At 62.1% G+C, this 16,998-nt stretch carries 13 protein-coding genes, 3 pseudogenes and 1 riboswitch; of the genes and pseudogenes, 5 read left to right on the top strand and 11 right to left on the bottom strand.

Translation table 11 applies throughout. The features are described from left to right. Positions 1 to 30: 30 nt before the first annotated feature. Complete coding sequence (locus BLW25_RS21905; protein WP_092904146.1) at positions 31 to 2,322, bottom strand: putative Ig domain-containing protein; 2,292 nt, start codon at positions 2,320 to 2,322, stop codon at positions 31 to 33. 624 nt (positions 2,323 to 2,946) lie between these two features. On the opposite strand from BLW25_RS21905, the gene BLW25_RS21895 reads away from it, so the two are divergent. Together BLW25_RS21895 and BLW25_RS21890 are read left to right on the top strand one after the other, a co-directional pair. Then, complete coding sequence (locus BLW25_RS21895; protein WP_253188620.1) at positions 2,947 to 3,333, top strand: BtpA/SgcQ family protein; 387 nt, start codon at positions 2,947 to 2,949, stop codon at positions 3,331 to 3,333. A gap of 254 nt (positions 3,334 to 3,587) precedes the next feature. Next, a riboswitch (cobalamin riboswitch) is annotated at positions 3,588 to 3,790 on the top strand. Positions 3,791 to 4,142: 352 nt separating this feature from the next. Beyond that, complete coding sequence (locus BLW25_RS21890) at positions 4,143 to 5,264, top strand: aromatic ring-hydroxylating oxygenase subunit alpha (RefSeq protein ID WP_092904142.1); 1,122 nt, start codon at positions 4,143 to 4,145, stop codon at positions 5,262 to 5,264. A gap of 33 nt (positions 5,265 to 5,297) precedes the next feature. Here BLW25_RS21890 and BLW25_RS21885 read toward each other — a convergent pair whose 3' ends face one another. Next, positions 5,298 to 5,537, bottom strand: coding sequence for a hypothetical protein (locus BLW25_RS21885; protein ID WP_092904141.1), 240 nt, complete (start codon positions 5,535 to 5,537; stop codon positions 5,298 to 5,300). An 86-nt stretch (positions 5,538 to 5,623) separates the two neighbouring features. On the opposite strand from BLW25_RS21885, the pseudogene BLW25_RS21880 reads away from it, so the two are divergent. Beyond that, positions 5,624 to 5,938 (top strand): annotated as a pseudogene (locus BLW25_RS21880) (transposase); the annotation flags it as partial. Positions 5,939 to 6,009: 71 nt separating this feature from the next. On the opposite strand, the gene BLW25_RS25125 reads toward BLW25_RS21880, so the two are convergent. From BLW25_RS25125 to BLW25_RS21865, 3 genes and pseudogenes are all read right to left on the bottom strand, one after another. Continuing rightward, positions 6,010 to 6,297, bottom strand: a complete 288-nt coding sequence (locus tag BLW25_RS25125) for a hypothetical protein (protein ID WP_253188619.1) — start codon at positions 6,295 to 6,297, stop codon at positions 6,010 to 6,012. Positions 6,298 to 6,362: 65 nt separating this feature from the next. Continuing rightward, positions 6,363 to 6,734 (bottom strand): annotated as a pseudogene (locus BLW25_RS25430) (DUF1403 family protein); the annotation flags it as partial. After that, positions 6,683 to 7,027, bottom strand: a pseudogene (locus tag BLW25_RS21865) (DUF1403 family protein); the annotation flags it as partial. The pseudogenes BLW25_RS25430 and BLW25_RS21865, both read right to left, overlap by 52 nt. Positions 7,028 to 7,688: 661 nt before the next feature. Here BLW25_RS21865 and BLW25_RS21860 point away from each other — a divergent pair. Then, positions 7,689 to 9,038 (top strand): rolling circle replication-associated protein, encoded by a 1,350-nt coding sequence (locus BLW25_RS21860; RefSeq protein WP_092904135.1) that lies wholly within the window; start codon positions 7,689 to 7,691, stop codon positions 9,036 to 9,038. Between the two features lie 282 nt (positions 9,039 to 9,320). Here the strand turns inward: BLW25_RS21860 and BLW25_RS21855 are convergent, their stop codons facing one another. From BLW25_RS21855 to BLW25_RS21845, 3 genes are all read right to left on the bottom strand, one after another. Next, entirely contained in the window at positions 9,321 to 9,533 is a 213-nt protein-coding gene (locus tag BLW25_RS21855; RefSeq protein ID WP_143040589.1) for a hypothetical protein, read from the bottom strand. Between the two features lie 108 nt (positions 9,534 to 9,641). After that, positions 9,642 to 9,866 (bottom strand): CgeB family protein, encoded by a 225-nt coding sequence (locus tag BLW25_RS21850; protein ID WP_143040588.1) that lies wholly within the window; start codon positions 9,864 to 9,866, stop codon positions 9,642 to 9,644. A gap of 501 nt (positions 9,867 to 10,367) precedes the next feature. Next, positions 10,368 to 12,035, bottom strand: a complete 1,668-nt coding sequence (locus BLW25_RS21845; RefSeq protein ID WP_092904129.1) for a flavin monoamine oxidase family protein — start codon at positions 12,033 to 12,035, stop codon at positions 10,368 to 10,370. An 86-nt stretch (positions 12,036 to 12,121) separates the two neighbouring features. On the opposite strand from BLW25_RS21845, the gene BLW25_RS21840 reads away from it, so the two are divergent. Then, positions 12,122 to 12,895, top strand: a complete 774-nt coding sequence (locus BLW25_RS21840; RefSeq protein ID WP_092904127.1) for a nitrilase-related carbon-nitrogen hydrolase — start codon at positions 12,122 to 12,124, stop codon at positions 12,893 to 12,895. 56 nt (positions 12,896 to 12,951) lie between these two features. On the opposite strand, the gene repC is transcribed toward BLW25_RS21840, so the two are convergent. From repC to repA, 3 genes are all read right to left on the bottom strand, one after another. Then, entirely contained in the window at positions 12,952 to 14,085 is a 1,134-nt protein-coding gene (gene repC / locus BLW25_RS21835; protein ID WP_092904125.1) for a plasmid replication protein RepC, read from the bottom strand. A gap of 269 nt (positions 14,086 to 14,354) precedes the next feature. Beyond that, positions 14,355 to 15,323 (bottom strand): plasmid partitioning protein RepB, encoded by a 969-nt coding sequence (gene repB / locus BLW25_RS21830; RefSeq protein ID WP_171909707.1) that lies wholly within the window; start codon positions 15,321 to 15,323, stop codon positions 14,355 to 14,357. Position 15,324: 1 nt separating this feature from the next. Then, positions 15,325 to 16,500, bottom strand: coding sequence for a plasmid partitioning protein RepA (gene repA / locus BLW25_RS21825; protein ID WP_092904121.1), 1,176 nt, complete (start codon positions 16,498 to 16,500; stop codon positions 15,325 to 15,327). Between the last annotated feature and the right edge of the window lie 498 nt (positions 16,501 to 16,998).

Here is a 16,998-nt window from a genome sequence, read left to right as displayed (position 1 = left end):
CAGCCGGAAACCCGGTCAAAGCTTGGCAGATCAGAAGCTGCGATTGAGGTTGAGCCGCACCGCGACCGCCTCCCGGTCGTCAGCCCCGATCCCCTCATAGCGCAGCGCGACAAGGCTCTGCCAGGCGCTGGCCGCGTCCGAGCGCAGGCCCAGCTCCAGTGCGCCGATCAGATCGTCTCTCTCCTGATAACCGCTGCCCGCGAAGTCCCAGGCAAGCGAGGGCTCGACAAAGGCGCGCAGGTTCTGCCCCACATGCCCCTCGAAGCGCGACGACAGCTTCAGGCGCCAGACCTCAACCGCCAGCCCGTCAACTGCTACACTGCTGACGCCATCGGTAACGCTGTAATCCTGCTGGCTTTCGCGCATCCAGGCGAGGTCGAGCTTCGGCGAAACCGTGACGCCCGACGACAGATCGCGGATGCCGTAGACACTGGCGCGGGCAAGGCTGCGCTCGGTGGCGAAACCGCCCCGGAACCACTCCGCACCGCCGCCGAACACGTCGAGCGCGGCGTCATTGTCGGACCGGCCATAGGCGATGCGGGCGGTATAATAGAGATCGCTGCTGAAGCGGCCGGCGATATAAGGCCCGACCATCCAGCCATTGCCGGAAATGTCGCTGGCATCCTTTGCCGTCTCGGACATGTGGTCGACCTGGACCATCATCCCGAGCGTCAGATCAGGGTTCAGCAGATAGTCGAACCCTGCCGAGACCAGTCCGAAATCGCCCTTGCGCGTCGCTTCGCCGCTGTGGCTGTAGCGGTATTCGGCATATTCGCCCTCAATCCAGAGGAACCACAGCCCGTCCGCGCTGAGCCGGCCGGCGGCAAAGCTGAGATCGGCGCCGTTCTGGGTGGAGCGTGAGGTGATGCCATTGCCGGAGGTGTCGCCCCGGTTCTCCAGCCGGTATCCGCGCGGCTCGGAAGCGAGCATGCGGTCGATCCGCGCCGCCATGAAGCGGGTGGTGGCCTGCTCGAAAGCCTCAGCGACGCGCTCATCATCATTCTCGACGCTGATGGTCAGGATCGCGCTGAGAGCGGGGCCGGTCTGGTCGGTGGCGGTGACGGTATAGGCGGTGGCGGCCAGTATGGCGCCCGGCGTGCCGCTGATCGTGCCGGTGACGGGGTCAAGTTCAATCCCCGCGGGCAGCATCGGGCTGACCGAGAAGCTGACCGTGCCCGAGCCGCCGGTGATCGTCGCGGTGACCGCCGGGTCAATCGCCACACCACGGGTCAGGTGCAGATAGCTTTGCGACAGGCTGAGGCCCAGCGGCGGGTGTTCGACCCCGATGCTGATAGCGGCGGTCTCGGTATAGCCGTTGCCATCAGTCAGGGTGACCGTGTAGCCGGTGACCGGGCTGGCAACCGTCGGCGTGCCGCTGATCGTTCCGGTCCCTGCGTCAATCGACAGACCGGAGGGCAAGGCGGGCGAGATGGAGAAGCTGAAATTCTCATCTCCGCCGCTCGCGCTGGCGGTGACGGGAGTGATTGCGGTGCCCCGGATCGCCGAGATGCTGCTCTCCGACAAAGTCAGGACCAGCGACCGGTCCTCCACCGTCAGGGTCAGCGTCGCCTCATCGCCCAGATTGCGGCTGTCGACGGCGGTGATGGTATAGGTGGTCTCCGGGCTGCCGGCTTCCGGCGTGCCGGTCAGCGCGCCGGTGCTGGCGTTCAGCGTCAGACCTGCCGGCAGGGCCGGGCTGATGGAATAGGTATAAGCCCCGACGCCGCCGGTTGCACTGGCCTGGATCGGGTCAATGGCAGTGCCCATAACCAGAACGGCCGAGGAGGCCGAAAGGCTCAGCTCGGGATTGGGCAGGTCGTAGAGGACGATGCCGGAATTGTTGTCGGTGATGTAATCCGGGTTAGCGCGATCATCGTATGTATCACTCAGCTCGACAGTCCAGGTGCCGCCGGCATTCAGCACAGGCGGGTCGACCTGCAACCTGCTGGTGGCGCGATAATAGCCGGATTGCCCGGCGAAATTCATTTCGTCCCCGGTGAAAACGAACCGCTGACCACCCGGCGCAATGAGGGTCAGAACTGTCTCGCTGCCCCAGCTGCTGCCGCGATGGGAGACACCGATTGCCGTCTCGATCTCGGTCACACGGCTCCCGGCCGGGACCGTAAAGGTACGGCTGCTGGGCGCGTTGCCCCAGACCGAGATATTCGACAGATCGACGCTGGCGATCTGCTGGCGTTCCTGCGCAAGGGCGGGCGAGACCAGCGCAACGCACAGCGCCGCGATCAGGCCGGCAAGCCAGACCAGGGGTCGGAAGGCGCGGAAATCTGGAGATGGAGTTCTGCTGGCACTGCTCAGCCGCATCGGTCTTCCCTTCGGATTGGGCCGGCCCGCTGCTCCTGCCAGGTCCCGAAAGGCACCTGATATCAGGTGGCATTGCGACGACCTGGTTACACTTTAAAGGCGATACCGATCACGAAGAAATGCAGCAATTCTTCAGATGAAACCTCAGGAAATGCAGCGTAACGCCCTGAAACATCATGCGTGTCATGATTAACGCAATCTCCGGGAAACCCACGTTGCGCCTGCGGCAATCAGGGATCCGGTCGGTCACTGTCACGCCGGCAAGGCTTGTTCAGGTCGGGCCTGCGATTTCCTCGCAGGCGATTTCTGAAGGAGGGGACGCCGCGCTGACGTCAGCGGTCTCTCACGTCCTGAAAGCCCGGCGCACTGCGGATCGCAGCGTGGTTCTCATCGGCCGAGGCGACAAAACCTTTCATCAGCTCCAGAAGCGAGCGGCCAGGATCGGTCAACACATATTCGACGCGGGGGCACTACGGCATAGATGGACCGGTTCACGAAACCATCCCTTTAAAAGGGTGCTGATTTAGCCCGGCACTGAAGACATTTTCCTTTGATGTTCGAGGACGCCGGTTTGTTCATCTGGTTTGGCTGGCGTGTTTGGACGCCGAATGCCGGTCGCGCGATGTGCGCGCACGTCAGCTGGACCGCAAGGATCTGGTGATCCTGAACAACGTTTCAGCCGAATTCGCCGTCTCGCCTGACAGTCGCCCACTGGCGGATCGCGCGCGGTCGGCAGTGTTTTCCTCGATCCGGGATGCCGTGCTGGTCTCGGGCGCGATCACCGGGGAATCTGCCCAGATAGTGGATCCGGAAAACGTGAAGAAGACGCTGCCTGACACTCCGGTTCTCGCCAATAGCGGCGTGAAACATGGCACGGTCGAAGATGTACTGAAAATCGCGGATGGCTGTGTGGTTGGCTCCTCGCTCAAAGTGGATGGCCATACTTGGAATGCGGTCGATCCCAAACGCGCGCGTGAATTCATGGATATCGTGCGCAAGATGCGGGGCTGAGTGGCGGAGAGTTGCCCCGTCCCCTCCCGGTGGACAGCCTTTCTGCGCGATGACACCAGGCCCGGTGGGGTGACCCAGCAGGCCGGCATTCCGTTTCATCGGCGTGCCGGCCTTATCGCAAAAACCATGTCGTTAACCTTTCACCACGTCACAGCCCCAGCGAGACGCAATGCGACACGGGAGAATTGCCGCTGGCTGGTCTGTTCGCGACATCCACGCTTCGCTCCAGGGACAGACGAAGGGAAGGGCATGCGTCCCACTGGGGCGATCAGGGTGCCCTGCGACAGCGATGCCGGAGGGAGAATTGGGAAGCCGGTCAGAGTCCGGCGCTGCCCCCGCAACGGTAGCGGTCCAGAGTTCAGGCAGATGCCACCGGGCATAGACCCAGGAAGGCGCCTGAAACGTCCGAAAGGGCGAGGCCGAAGTCCGGAAACCAGCCCCGATGGAACTACCACCTATGGCTGCGGCGGGCGGCCTCGGGGCGTATGTGCCGAAGCTATTTGGCATCGTCTCCGACCCGTCTCGCCGCGCGGAAATGGAGATACCCCTGGCGGCCCAGCCTGAACGAGAAGCGCAAGCCGCCGATGGCCGCAGTGCCCCGGCAATAAAGCGGCGCAGTTCCGGACCATGGCAGGCGTCCTCATGGGATTGCAGGAGTTGAGTTGAGGTAACTGGTATTCCGACAAGGACCCCCGGCCCTGAGGCTGGTCCCGAAGTCGCTGCGTCCCCGCTAAACTGAAGACAGCTGAAAAGGACAATCAATGACACAAGGCCGTCAGATAACTGCCGCTGAAGCAGAGGGTCAGCCGATGGAAAAAACGCTGCCCAGCAACTGGTACAGCGATCCGGACCATCACGCGGAGGAATGCAGGGCGATCTTCATGCGCGAATGGTATTGCACCGGACGGGTCGAGGAACTCGACGCCGCCGGGGGCCATATGGTCGTCGATGTCATGGGGCAGAGCATCCTGATCCTGCGCAAACCGGACGGGGCGCTGCGTGCCTTTTACAATGTCTGCCGCCATCGAGGGGCAGAGCTTTGCACCGCGCGCCATCTGGAAGAGCGGGCAGGGCGCGCGCCGCTGAAAGGCGGCGTTGCCGGCAGTATGATCCGCTGCGCCTATCATTCCTGGGCCTATGATCTGGATGGCCGCCTCGTTGCCGCTCCGCATCTGGTGGAGGGCGAACATATCCGCAAGGCGGATTTCTCACTGCATAAGGTGGGCGTTGACAGCTGGGGCGGCTTTCTGTTCGTCCATCTCTCACCTGAGGGAGCCGGCACCCTGGCCGAACAGCTGGGCGGCGCGCCCGAACGCGTTGCGCGTTACCCGCTGGCCAATCTGCGGATCGGGGCAGAGATCACCTATGAGATCGAGGCGAACTGGAAGATCCTCGCCGAGAATTACAACGAATGCTATCATTGCGGCGGCGTGCATCCCGAGCTTTGTGCCATCGTTCCTGCGTTTCGCGCCAATGGCGGTTCCGGGCTGGACTGGGAAAATGGTGTGCCGCATCGCGAGGGTGCCGATACTTTCACCGCAACCGGCACCACGCCGCGCTCGTCTTTCCCGGGCCTTGATGCGGCAGAGCAGCAAAACCACAAGGGAGAGCTGATCTATCCCAATCTTTTCGTAAGCCTCGCGCGCGATCATGTCGCCTGTTTCCTGCTGACGCCAAAGGGCCCCACAGCCACGACAATTCGATGCCTCTTTCTCTTCGCACAAGACGAGATGGCACGGCCCGGTTTTGACCCGGCGGATGCGGTGGAATTCTGGGATCTGGTGAACCGTCAGGACTGGTCGGTCTGTGAGCGGGTGCAGCGCGGCATCCGCAACCGGGTACATGATCATGGCTATTATGCCCCGATGGAGGATTGGAATCTCGACATCCGCCAATATGTCATCAGCCGCCTCGAGGCCGCTCGGGGGTGAGATCGGCTTTGTTTAGCGCGGCTGCTCAGCGCCCTATCCCGATAATGCGCTGAGCAGCCGGAGCAGCTTTGCTTGCGCCTCTGAGGACCAGCGGAATGAGAAGTTGAGCGCGAGGCACAGGTTTTTGCCGGCATCCGGATCCTGACGGACCCGGCAAAAATCTCCGGGCAGGAAACTGATATCTTCCGCCAGATGCGACAGGACGGCGAGGTCATCTTGCCGCGCGGTTTGCAGCCAGCACATGAAACCGCCATCGGGATCGCTAAGCTGCATTCCCGACCTTGTGCCAATCGCCTGCTCTGTTGCGCAAATCGGCTGAGTGGATTCATCTCGGGAATCCAGCGAGATAGCTGCTCTGCATGAGCAGACCCACACCACCGTCGTACAAGACCGGGAACTGGCCAAGCGACAACAAGGCGCTCAAGCGCCGCGGTTCACTGGCGATCTGGTTCGACCCCGCCATAACGTGGGAGGCCGCGCCCACCGCCAAGCGCGGGCGACAGCGTGACTATAGCGATGCCGCGATCCAGACCTGCCTGACGATGAAAGTGTTGTTCGGAATGGCGCTCAGACAGACGACCGGCTCTGTCGAGAGCCTGCTGCGGCTGGTCGGCCTGGATTGGACTGTGCCGGACTTCAGCACGCTGTCGCGGCGCCAGAAGACGCTGAAGGTCCTGGCGCTTCAAGAACCGCGCCTGAAGATCAGGGCCTGACTCGCCCTTACAACATGATCAGTCCCGTCGGCTCAGGCCCTGATCTCCGACCGCCGGGTGGGGTCAATATTGCGCGCCGATAGGGGGCAGCTTTCCACGCCGATTGACACGCCTGCGATGCGCGCAATCTCGTAAGGACGCCCCGCCAGTTCGGCAGAAATGTCCTTGATCAACAGATCGAGCGCACAATCCCGGCCGACCTCCCGGGCCGGCACATCCCGACCCACCGCCTCGACCCGCGCCATCCATTCGCGCCAACGCGGGGCCTGCGGCAACTCGGTGAGTCCGGCGTCCAGCCGTTCGGCGGATTTCGGAGCCATTGTAACAACCCGTAAAGCCGAAAGGTCGGTCGTCCGGTCAGCTCACGCACCAGGCCGAGTGATGTCAGTCGGTCGAAGAGCCATCGCGCGGCGCGATCGCTGGCCTCGGCCCCCGCCTGTGCTGCCAGCGCGTCCTCCGTCAGCAGCATAGCGACGATGGTGGCAGCATCCTTTCCGGGCCGCCGCAGATTTACCGCGCGCAGAGCAGCGCGGCGGGTCAGATCGACGTGACGATCAAAGGCGGCAACCGCCGCCCGGCCCCAAACCGCAGCACAGGCCGTCAGCCATGCTTCGCCCTCCAGCCAGAAAGCCGCCCGCGGCGGATGGACTGCAAGCAGCGGCACCGGCCGATCCCAGCCGAATGCGCGGGCCAGAAGCGCGTCAGTCAGCCAAAGCGCGAAACCGCGATGGTTGGACCGAGAGCGAGAACCGTGCACCCCGCCTCTGCGGCCGAGCGCAGAGGCGGGGTGCGGCCGACAAAGCCCGTGCCGAGATCGCCTAAGATCTCAGCGCTCGGTTCAGGCACAAGATCGAAGAAGGCGGGCAGTCGCGCGGGCCAGTCGGAAGATCTCAGCGCCCGCGCCTCGCCAAGGGCGCGCCAACCGACGAGCATCCGTCCGGCGGGACCAGGATCATCGCCGGGTTTGCGCAGCGCGAGGGTATCTCGGAGTTGCGCTTCGACTTCCCGGCGCCCTTCCAAACGCGAAGTCGTCGCTGCGCTCGACAGCGCCGGCGCTTGCGCAACAGGATGCCGACCGGGTCCAGAACGGCGAGCGCTGCGCCGGCGGAAAACATCGCTGTCTCAATATCATCACCACCCACTGCTTGCCGGATCCAACTCGGCAGCGGCGGAGGGCTTCGGACGAGCTGAGGGGGTTTCGGGGCACAGGCCATGTCGAAACATTAGCATATTTTCGGCGTTTTATCCTATATATGTCAACTTTATCCGCCGCATCTGTCATCATAGTATAACATCCAATAATCTTGCATTATCGGATATTTCTTCGCCTTAACAGGAGAAACACGTGTAAAACAACCACTTAGCAAAGCGCTCGCGGCAATCGTGCCTCTGGTGCTTGGCTTCCTCGGCGGGACGGTCTCGACCCTCTTCCCGGCGTAGTTTCAGGCCTTCTGCGCGGGGGCTCTGTGATGCGACAGGTTCCCGCTATAGCGGGCGCTCTTCCCGCCCGCCTCCAAGTCCTCTCGGAGCTTCAAGAGCCTGTCTCGTCCTATCGGGACGCGCTCTGGCGTCTGTTCTAATACCAGCGTGAGACCGGTATCGACTATCAGAAAACGCCCATGCCTTGGGCCATTCAGCTTGTCGCTGATAACTTCTGGGTCGAACCCCGGAAGGTCCGCGCCGATCTGATCAAGATGGCGCAGGTTTCCTGATGTCCATTGGGGCTGCACTCGTACAAGGCGGCTTTGGCCTTCTTGGCGGCATGATGGGCATGAAAGCCAATCCGGGGCGCTACACGCGCCACGTGATCTTGGACCAAGTCGGCACTGCCCGCGAGGCTGGTGAACGCTTTGGGTTCAATCCCCTGACCGTCCTTGGCGCTACCTGTGGCACTGTTGCCCCCAGTGGCGCTGACCCTAACTACATGGGCAATGCTATCGCTGACGCAGGTATGATCCTTGCGGATGCGTGGGCCAAGCGTACCCTATGGGTCGACCTGACCTATTCCGAAGATACGCAGGAAGGCCGCGATGCGGCCCAGATGTTCTGTTACTATGACGTCAAGATGTTCGTTGACCGGCTGCGGTCTGCTGCTCGGCGCTATGCCAAGCGCCACAAGCTCAACATCGTTCCTTATGTCCACTTCCTTGTCGCTGGCGAACAAGGCGACCAAGAGGGGCGTTGCCATTGGCATTGCATCCTCTACACAAACTTTGACGTCCTCAAGATCGGCGAATTTCAAGCTCTCCGCGACGGAAAGCGCCAGATCGTCACTGACCGTAAAGACATGCTCACTGTCTTCGGCGGTCGAAAAATCCGCCTCAACTGGTCACTCTGGCCTGCCGGGTTCTCCTGCCTCCACGAGGTAGAGCAGGGCGGGGCGTCCTATGTGCTCTCGTATGTAAATAAAGACCAGTTCACCGCTGAAAAGTCCGAAGGGACTATGCGGGAAAGCAAGTCAGAAAACTTCGCTACTGGTCTCTTCCGCATGAGCAAACGGCCCGGGATCGGGGAAAACTTCCTCATGCGCAAATTCGAAGCTCTCGAAGCCTCCGGCTCGGTGCTTCCCTCTCTCAATATCAGGATCCCGGGTCTGAAGGGCTATTGGCACCCCTCCGGCCTTTGGCGGAAGAAAGTCCTTTGGTGCCTTCTCGCTCTCAACACCCGCGCCCGTTGGGCGACTGGCTGCGATGCTGCCCAGTGGTCCTCTCTCCTTCGCAGCTGCGAAGATAACCAACCAGATTTGGACATTCTCCATGGCAAAATCGACGAAACGGAAAACCCAGAAAACCCCGACTATGAATGCCCGGTCGGCAACGCCCGCAAGCGCGCCGCGTGGAGCGCCGCTGAGCGCCCCCACGCCCATGTCTTCGATGATCGCTGCTGCTCCATGCTATGCGTGCCTCTCGGCTGCCACAGACGAACAACTCAAAAGATGGGGATCTTCCACCTCTGCGCGTCAGAGGGCCGCTCAGGCCAATTCTGGCGTGATACCGACTGGCCTCACGGCTCCCCCCTTCCTGAGGAAGCCGCCTGCATCGAATACGTCTATTCGTCATGACGCTGTTCTCAAGCGTCCAGATGATCGCTTAACGTGCAAATCTCGTCCTGACGATACCACCAGCAAAGCTGGCGGTGGCGGCTCTCGTCCGTTTGTTCCGTGGCGTGACCGTAAGTCATAAATCCCCTAGGGCGATTTCGCCCTCTCTGCAATGAAGCCTTGACCGGCTTCGCACTGCGGCGCCCGTTTCCTGATGGGCAATGCCAGGCCTTTGCTGGACAGGTTTCGTGCGCTTGGCCCCGTTTTCATCCTGGCAGGGGAATGGGATCGACCGGGCTGGACTCAGCGCTGGCGCAGGGCACGGCCGCGCTGATCAACACCAGCGTCGTCGCCGATCGCCATCACCCGGCGGTGGCTGCCATTCATGATCGCACCCCTCGGAGCAATATTCACATTTTTGCCGATCCGCACTGCCGACCAGAGCCGGGTCCAGGGCATGGTGATCGTACCGGGGCCGAACTGCACATTCGGATCGCCCCGGAGCGTAGGCCGCAACGGCGATGAAAGAATTGCTGATCAGCGCACGCGCCCGGTCAAGGACCACACCCGCAGCCTTGTCAAAACGGTATCGGGAGGCCACACGATCATGCGGGACAATCCGGATCATGGAAACCGGCTTCCCCCGTCGGAGACAACAAGCGCCCCGCTGGCCAGCGCATCATAGCAGCGGTCGCTCATGAAGCCCCGCGTCACCCGCTGCGGCAGATGGCTGTTCAGCAGGATGCGGGCGCCGACATAATCCCCGGCCTGCGCCTCAGAAGTCAGGTGCTCGCCCCGCCAGAGAGTGCCGACCACATCCTTCGAGCCCGCCCCCCAGATCTGACGCAAGCCCATGATCCTGCAGCTGTGCCGTGTGCTTCGCCGTGCCGATGAGCCGTGCCTGACAGCGCCGCAACATCCCGATCGGCGCAACGTTCGGCGGACTGATCATCCAGTGGAAATTGGCCATCTCCGCAACGGGCCCTTGCAGATGCTGGCCAACGATCTGCGAGAGAACCCTGACCCATTCATAGCATCTTAACCCGATACGTCCTGGAGCGCCCAGCCGCGCCCGCCGGCAGGACCAGATTTGAGGTCTTTGCGCATAGATCGGGCGCGATGGCAGGCCTTTGCACCCCTGCCCTCGGAAAATACCGACAAACCCATTATAATTCAATACACTACAAGGAAATGGTTGCTGTTTCGGCTTCGGTTGCCGGAATTCCCCTTAAGGCGTCTTTTGGTCGGTCACGCGCCCTGCCCTTGCGCGCGATGGTGGCGCATTTGCAAACCAGACACAGGCCGGGGTTTTATGCCCCGGCCATCGGGTGGCGCTTGAAAGCACAGCTGTCAGACTGACGGCTCCGGCCCCTCGAGCGAGACGGGGCCGAGAGTTGGCCAGAGATCTCCAGGACCGGGATTGGCCCGGTCAGAGCTGCCGCCGAAATGGGTCATGATGCCCCAGACTGCGTTCAATGCGGTCTGGACCGCCCCCTCGACCCAGGCCGGGGTCCAGCTGATGCCGTCCCCGGCAAGGAAAATGCCGCGCTGATCCGCCGGCATATCGGCCTGCATGAAATGCCGGTACATCCGCAGATTATAGCGGTAATGCCCGGGCAGCGCGCCTTTGAAGGCCCCGAGGAAATTGTCATCCGCCTCCCAGCTGACGCAGATCGGATTGCCGCGGATATGGCTGCAGATATCAACGCCGGGATAGATCCGCTCCAGCGCCGCAAGCGCCAGTTCGACCCGCTTTTCCGGCCCGTAAGGCAGCACCTTCAGCGCATCGGTCATCCAGCTGTAGGACAGGCAGATGACGGCAGGCCTGTCGGGCCCGTTGTCAAAGAAATAGGTTCCGCGTGTGTTCCGGTCGGTCAGGGTCATCGACAGTAGCGGCCGCCCGTCGGGACCGGTTTCTTTCCAGAACGGCCGGTCAACCATGACAAAGGTTTTCGCGGCCTGCATATAGCGGGTGCGGTCCAGCGCCATCCAGAGTTTCTGATCGAAAAGCGCCTCATCCACCGCAACCGAAGTGGTCAGAAGATGGCTCTGACAGGTCACCAGCACCGCACTGTAATCGCGCGCAACACCCCATTGGTCGGTGACGGTGAAGCCACCCTGCCCGCTTCGCGCGATATGCGTCGCGCGCCCCAGCGTCGCGCCTCCGTTCAGATCCGCCAGCGAGGTGCCCTCGGGCCAATGCGCCGCGCGCGCAGGCAGACGCCAGAGCCGGTGCAGCACCCCTTCGACCCCGCCGACGATATAGCGCTGATGGTCATCCAGTTCGAGCAGGTTCACCCGCAGGATCTCGAGCATCGAATTCGGAAAGTCACTGTCCCAGCCTCCAGTGCCAAACCCAACCTGGCCAAAGACCTCACGATGCCGGAAGCCAAGGCTCTGGAACGCGCTGGACGAGGTGACGAAATCGTAGAATGTGCGCTCATCCCATTTCGCGACCAGCGGATCCCAGATCGCCTTGAGCCGGACCACATCGCGGTCGCGCACGGCTTCTGTCAGGGCTGCGAAATCGGCATGTTCCTCAAGCGCGGCGCGGTAGGCAGCGGCGACTTCGTGATAAAGCTGCGGCAGATCCTCGGGGCCGCGGGCGAAATGCGTCTCGCCCTCAAGGTCAATCACCGTCGATCCGGCGGCCTCGGTCAGCGGATTGGGGAAGGGGCGGCTTTCGACCCCGAGGAGATCGACATAGTGGTAGAAGGCGCGCGACGAAACCGGAAAGCGCATGCCGCCAAGTTCCGCGATGATATCTTCGGTGCCCTCGAACAGCTCAGAGCGCAGCCGGCCGCCAAATTTGCCGGATTCGTAGATTTCGGGATGGAGGCCCAGCTTCATCAGTTCATAGCCCGCGATGATGCCCGCAGCCCCTGCCCCGATCACAGCGAGCTTTTCACCAAAGCGCGCCTGCGGCACGCTTCCAAGCCCGGCCGGATGCGTCAGCCAGTCATCATAGGCAAAGGGAAAATCTGGGCCGAAGGCGGTTACAGGCTTTTTCAGGGTCATGATATCAGGGACTTCCGGGCAGATGCTTTGCAGATTGAGGGAAACCAGGGCAGATTTGTAAAGACAGTAGCGGAAGTGGGGTTCGGATGAAGGTGGCACTCTGGCAGGCGAAGCCGACCAATGGGAACATTGAGGCGGCATTTTCGGCGATTTGCACGCAGTTGCAGGCGGCGGCAGCGGCAGGGGCCAAACTCCTGCTGGCGCCAGAGCTGCTGCTCCCGGGGTATAACCGGCCGGATCTGCATGAAAGTCTGTCTCAGCCGCTGGACGGCACATGGATCACCCGGCTGCGTGAGATGGCCGCGCGTGCGGGGTGCGGCATCTGCCTGGGCTGGGCCGAGCGAGACGGCGATACCGTCTACAACGCTGCCACGACGATCAGCCCCGATGGTGCGGTGCTGGCGCATTACCGCAAGGTCCAGCTTTTCGGCCCGATGGAGCGCAGATCTTTTCGCCCCGGCGGCCAACTGTGTCCGGTATTTGAGCTGGAAGGGCGAAAGTTCGCCATGCTGGTTTGCTATGACATTGAATTTCCGGCCCATGCGGCTGCCCTTGCCCGCAATGGCGCCGGGCTGATCCTGGTGCCCACGGCCAATCCTGTCGGCTTTGAACATGTTCAGCGCATCCTTGTTCCGGCCCGCGCGCATGAAGGCAATTGCACCGTGGCCTATGCCAATCTGACCGGGCCTGAAGGGGATCTGGCCTTCGGCGGGCTTTCCGTGATTGCAGGGCCGGACGGCCAGCCGCTTGCGACTGCCGGAGCCCGGGGAGAGGCGCTGTTGATTGTGGACCTCGCAGCGTCAGATGCGGTGCCAGAGGATCTGAGATCCGCGCAGACGGCGGATTTCAGGCCGGTCTGACGCTTCGGCACATGAAGCATGTTTACCCAGGTATACATAGCCCGCACCCCAAGTGTTTACCCCGGTATACATCTGGCCGAAGGCGCGGGTCTCACAAGGGAATGGAACACCCGAACGGGGTCTGAAATCCGCGACTCTGTCTTTCGCAGTACCGCGGTGAGATAGGCTCCGGGGCTGCGGATACGACCAAAGGCCTGCACAAGGCCGAGAACAACCAGCGCGCAGCCTTGCAGCCCAAACCGTTCTTTTGCAAGGCCCAGCACGGGATGCGACAAACCGATTGCCGGCGCCAGTGAATCAGAAAGCCGGATAAGATCAGACCAGCTTCGCGGTGGGCCTGGAGCGTAATCTTTCACCGCAGCTGCCATCTCCAGGCATTCATCAATGCTGATATCCTGTGGTTTCTGAGCAGAGTCAGAATCAAAGGTATCTTTTCCTGATCTCTGAATGTGCCGGTCATTCTGGCCGTTTCTGGCGGTCATTTCACCGGATTTTTCAGATGCAATATCGGGCTTTGTCACGTCGTGCGGCGAGTGGTCAGGCGCGCTGTCCTCCCGCAGGGGCAGGGACGCCACGATGGCCCGCAGCTCATCTGGCCCGAGCTTTCGGCGCAGCGCGAGGCGGGCCGTTTCCAGGAGTGTCTCGGCCAAAGCGCTGGTGCAGTGAAACAGCCGGTCGCGGATCACAGCGCGCAGGGCCTTCACTTCTGCAGCTTCCTGATGGCAGGTTTCAGCAAGGGCTTCCAGATGGGGATGCAGGTCGAACAACGGCGTGAGGCTGATACCATAGCTCAGCTGCACATCGGCCTCGGAATTGCGGATCTGATAGCGTTTGCCATTGGGGCTCGGCCTCTTGCTCACCAGCCCGACCGACCGGAGATGGTTCAGCCGGCGGCGCAGGGTGCGCTCATCTATGCCGTCACAGCGCGCGCTCAGAACCCGGTTCGAGGCGAAGACCATCCTCTGATCCGGCTGCGGATCCTGCGGCAAAAGGCTCAGGAGCCCGCGCAGAACCGCAATATCGCGGTCGCGCAGCTGAAGCCGCTCGCGGCAGATCCTTACCAGATCCAGCAGGTGCCAGCGCAGGTCGGGGCTTACTTTGCCTGTCCTCTGCGGCAGGGCATGGAGAGAAGGTGCAAAGGACCGGCGCCCGTCCCGGCGGGGCAGGGGCGAGTAAGGGATCTGTTCCATGATGTCATCGGGCGGAACGAGAAGACGGTCCGATTATGGGCCGCATGCCGGCTGGCACACCGGGAAAACGACAACAGTTTTCCAATCACCGCCTCAGCGATGTTGCATGTGATTCGGGCCTGCGCTAGAGTGCTCTTGCTAGACGTTAAGCATTCTCAGGGTTGGCGCCCTGTGGTTTGCACGGGCCTTCCGGGTGGTTTCCATTCGGAAGGTCTTTCTTTTTCCGACACTGCTCCTTTGTTGTTATCGTTGGGGTTTGGTGTGTCCGGTCAGCTGCGTTTCGCGCGCGCCGCCAGAAATTCTTCATAAAGGCGCGGCAGCAGATCCTGGGCCTCGTCATGCAGCCAGGCCGCGAAACCGGCATTGCCGGCCGTTGCCTCAAAGCTCATCCGGGCCTTTTGCAGCCGGACCGAGCCCAGCTCTGTCCCGTCACGGGCGAGGATCGTGGCGGCGCTGTCGGCAGCGGCTGCTTTTTCCGGTCGCGCTGTCGTCGGGATCGCCCTGACCCACGCCTCGAAGCGCTGATCCGAGGTCAGTTCCGGGGCAAACGGGGCAGGGTGGACCGAATCTGCCGCGATCTGTCCTTCGATGACCCGCAAGGCCAGATCATACCAGCGTTTCCAGCCGACCGAGGGGGCCGCGCCAATCCGTTCGATCACCTCACGCGGCAGCGCCTCGCGCACTTTGCGCATATGCGAGGTATGGCTGCGACTGACATTCAGCGCGTCCTGGATCACGCGGGCCTCATAGCCGGCCTCTTCAAGATCGCCGGCAAACAGCGCCTTTTCGATGAAAGACGGGTCTTTGCGGAGATTGTTTTCCTGGCCCTGAGCCAGCACCGCCTCTTCATCCGACAGCGTGCGGATCAGCGCCTTGACCGGCAGGTCAAGACCGCGGATCGCCGCCAGACGGCGCCGGCCATAGACCACCTGATAGCGCCCGCTGAGCTTTGGATGCGGACGCAGCAGGATCGGCACCTGCTGCCCGTGTTTCGCAATGCTCTCGCGCAGCTCGGCGATGTCGTCGCCCAGATCGCCAAGCCGGTCCCTGAGGCCGGTATCTTCGATCTGGGCCGGATCAATCTCCTGGACCGAGCGGCTGCCGATGCTGCGCAGATCATTGCGGATCGCTGCAATCGGGCCGCTGGCCTGAAAGACCTCGGGCATCTTCGCGGGCTCAGCCACGCCGGCTGGGCGCGGGGCAGGGGAGATGCCTTCGAACATGTTTTTGCGGGCCATGTCAGTTCCTTCCCCAGGCTCTGTGGATGTCTTGCTCCAGCTCGCGCGCGACCGCATTCACGGATTCCATCGCGCGGTCATAGGTATTGCGGTTCATGCTGCCGCGCCCGACCTCGAACAGGGTCTGATGCGTCAGCCCGGCATCAGAGATGGCGGTGGATTTCAGGAAAGTCTCGGTCATCACCCGTTTCCCGAAATTCGCGCGCAAAAGCCCGGCGACCTGGGCCTGCGGCCCGTCCGAGGGTTCGAACCGCGACACCAGGTAGCGCAGGAAATCGTAATCCAGCGTCATGCCCGCGTCCCGGATCGTGTCCAGGAGCGATGCCGCCATGGTCAGGAACTGCGCGAGCGAGGCCACATCGATGAAATTCGGCACCACCGGGATCAGGATCGAAGACGAGGCCACCAGCGATGAAAGCGTCAGAAAGCCCAGCTGCGGCGGGCAGTCAATGAAGACGATGTCGTAATTCGCCTCGACCGACCGGATCGCCTCCCGCAGCCGCAGATAGAACGGCGGCTCGGAACCCTGGCGCAGCGCATAGGGGGTCTCGGTCTCATATTCCGACAGGATCAGCCCGCCCGCCGCGATGTCGAGCCCGTGGAAATAGGTTTTGCGAATGACCTCTTCCATCGGCAGTGGGTCGGTATAGCGGATCGCGTCATAGATCGTGCCCTGATGCGAGAAATCGATCTCGGGGCGCAGGCCGGTCATCGAGGACAGCGAGGCCTGGGGGTCCATGTCGATCACCAGCACCCGGTAGCCATGCAGTGCGAACCACTGGCTGAGATAGGCAGCCGAAGTCGTCTTGGCCGACCCGCCCTTGAAGGACACGCAGGACAGGATCTGCAAGGGCTCCTGCCCGACCCGGCCGCGCAGGTAAAGCGAGGGGTCGCGGGTGGTGCGCGCCAGAGCCAGGCGGATCAGCCCGAGATCTTCGGCGGTGTAAAGCCTGCGGCCGCGTTCGTCCTGTGCCACATCGGGGATCTTGTCTTCGGCATGCAGCTTGCGCAGATGTCCGGGCGCGAGGCCAAGAAAATCGGCGGCTTCCCCCGAAGAAAAGCTGCGCAGATATTTCCGTGCATCCGGCGCAAAATTGCGCTCCAGATGCTGGCGGATGGAATCGTGCAAGGTTGCTGCATCGCCCTGGAGCTCTGCGAATACACGCTCTGCTGTCATGCAGCCCTCATTTGTCCTGTGCGGCGCAGTTTCTCTGCGCTCTGCCCCTTCTACAGGGATGCTCATAATGTCTGTAGCGCAAAAAACCGAAATTCTTGCATTTCTGCGCTACAGAAAGAAATGCGCCAGGAACGGGCGTCGCGCAAGAAAATTCTACACCTGGTAGCGCCTTCCCGGGCCAGCTTGTGGATAAATTGCGCCGCCCGGCAGTCATGTGGCCGAAATGTAACGAAAACAGCCCGGTTCGTCATCCCGACCTGTATCAATATCTTGTAGCATTGCCGCAGCCGCTGGCTGTCGGGTCAAAGCCGCGATTCGTAAGGCGGGCGAGAGCGCTCGCTGCCCGGCCGGTACCTGCTTTGGTCGGCACGCGCTCAATCGCCGGGTCTCGCCCGGGGTTTCGAGAGCAGTGATATCCCCTTCGCCCGCGCTCCGGAGGGTGGAACTGGCCCTGTCCGGCATGCTTGAAAGGAAGGGGGGGAACTGTTATCTTACCTT

Source organism: Rhodobacter sp. 24-YEA-8, from assembly GCF_900105075.1.
Taxonomy (GTDB): domain Bacteria; phylum Pseudomonadota; class Alphaproteobacteria; order Rhodobacterales; family Rhodobacteraceae; genus Pseudogemmobacter.
The sequence above is the reverse complement of the archived record's forward strand: the minus strand, read 5'-3'. Positions and strand labels throughout refer to the sequence as shown.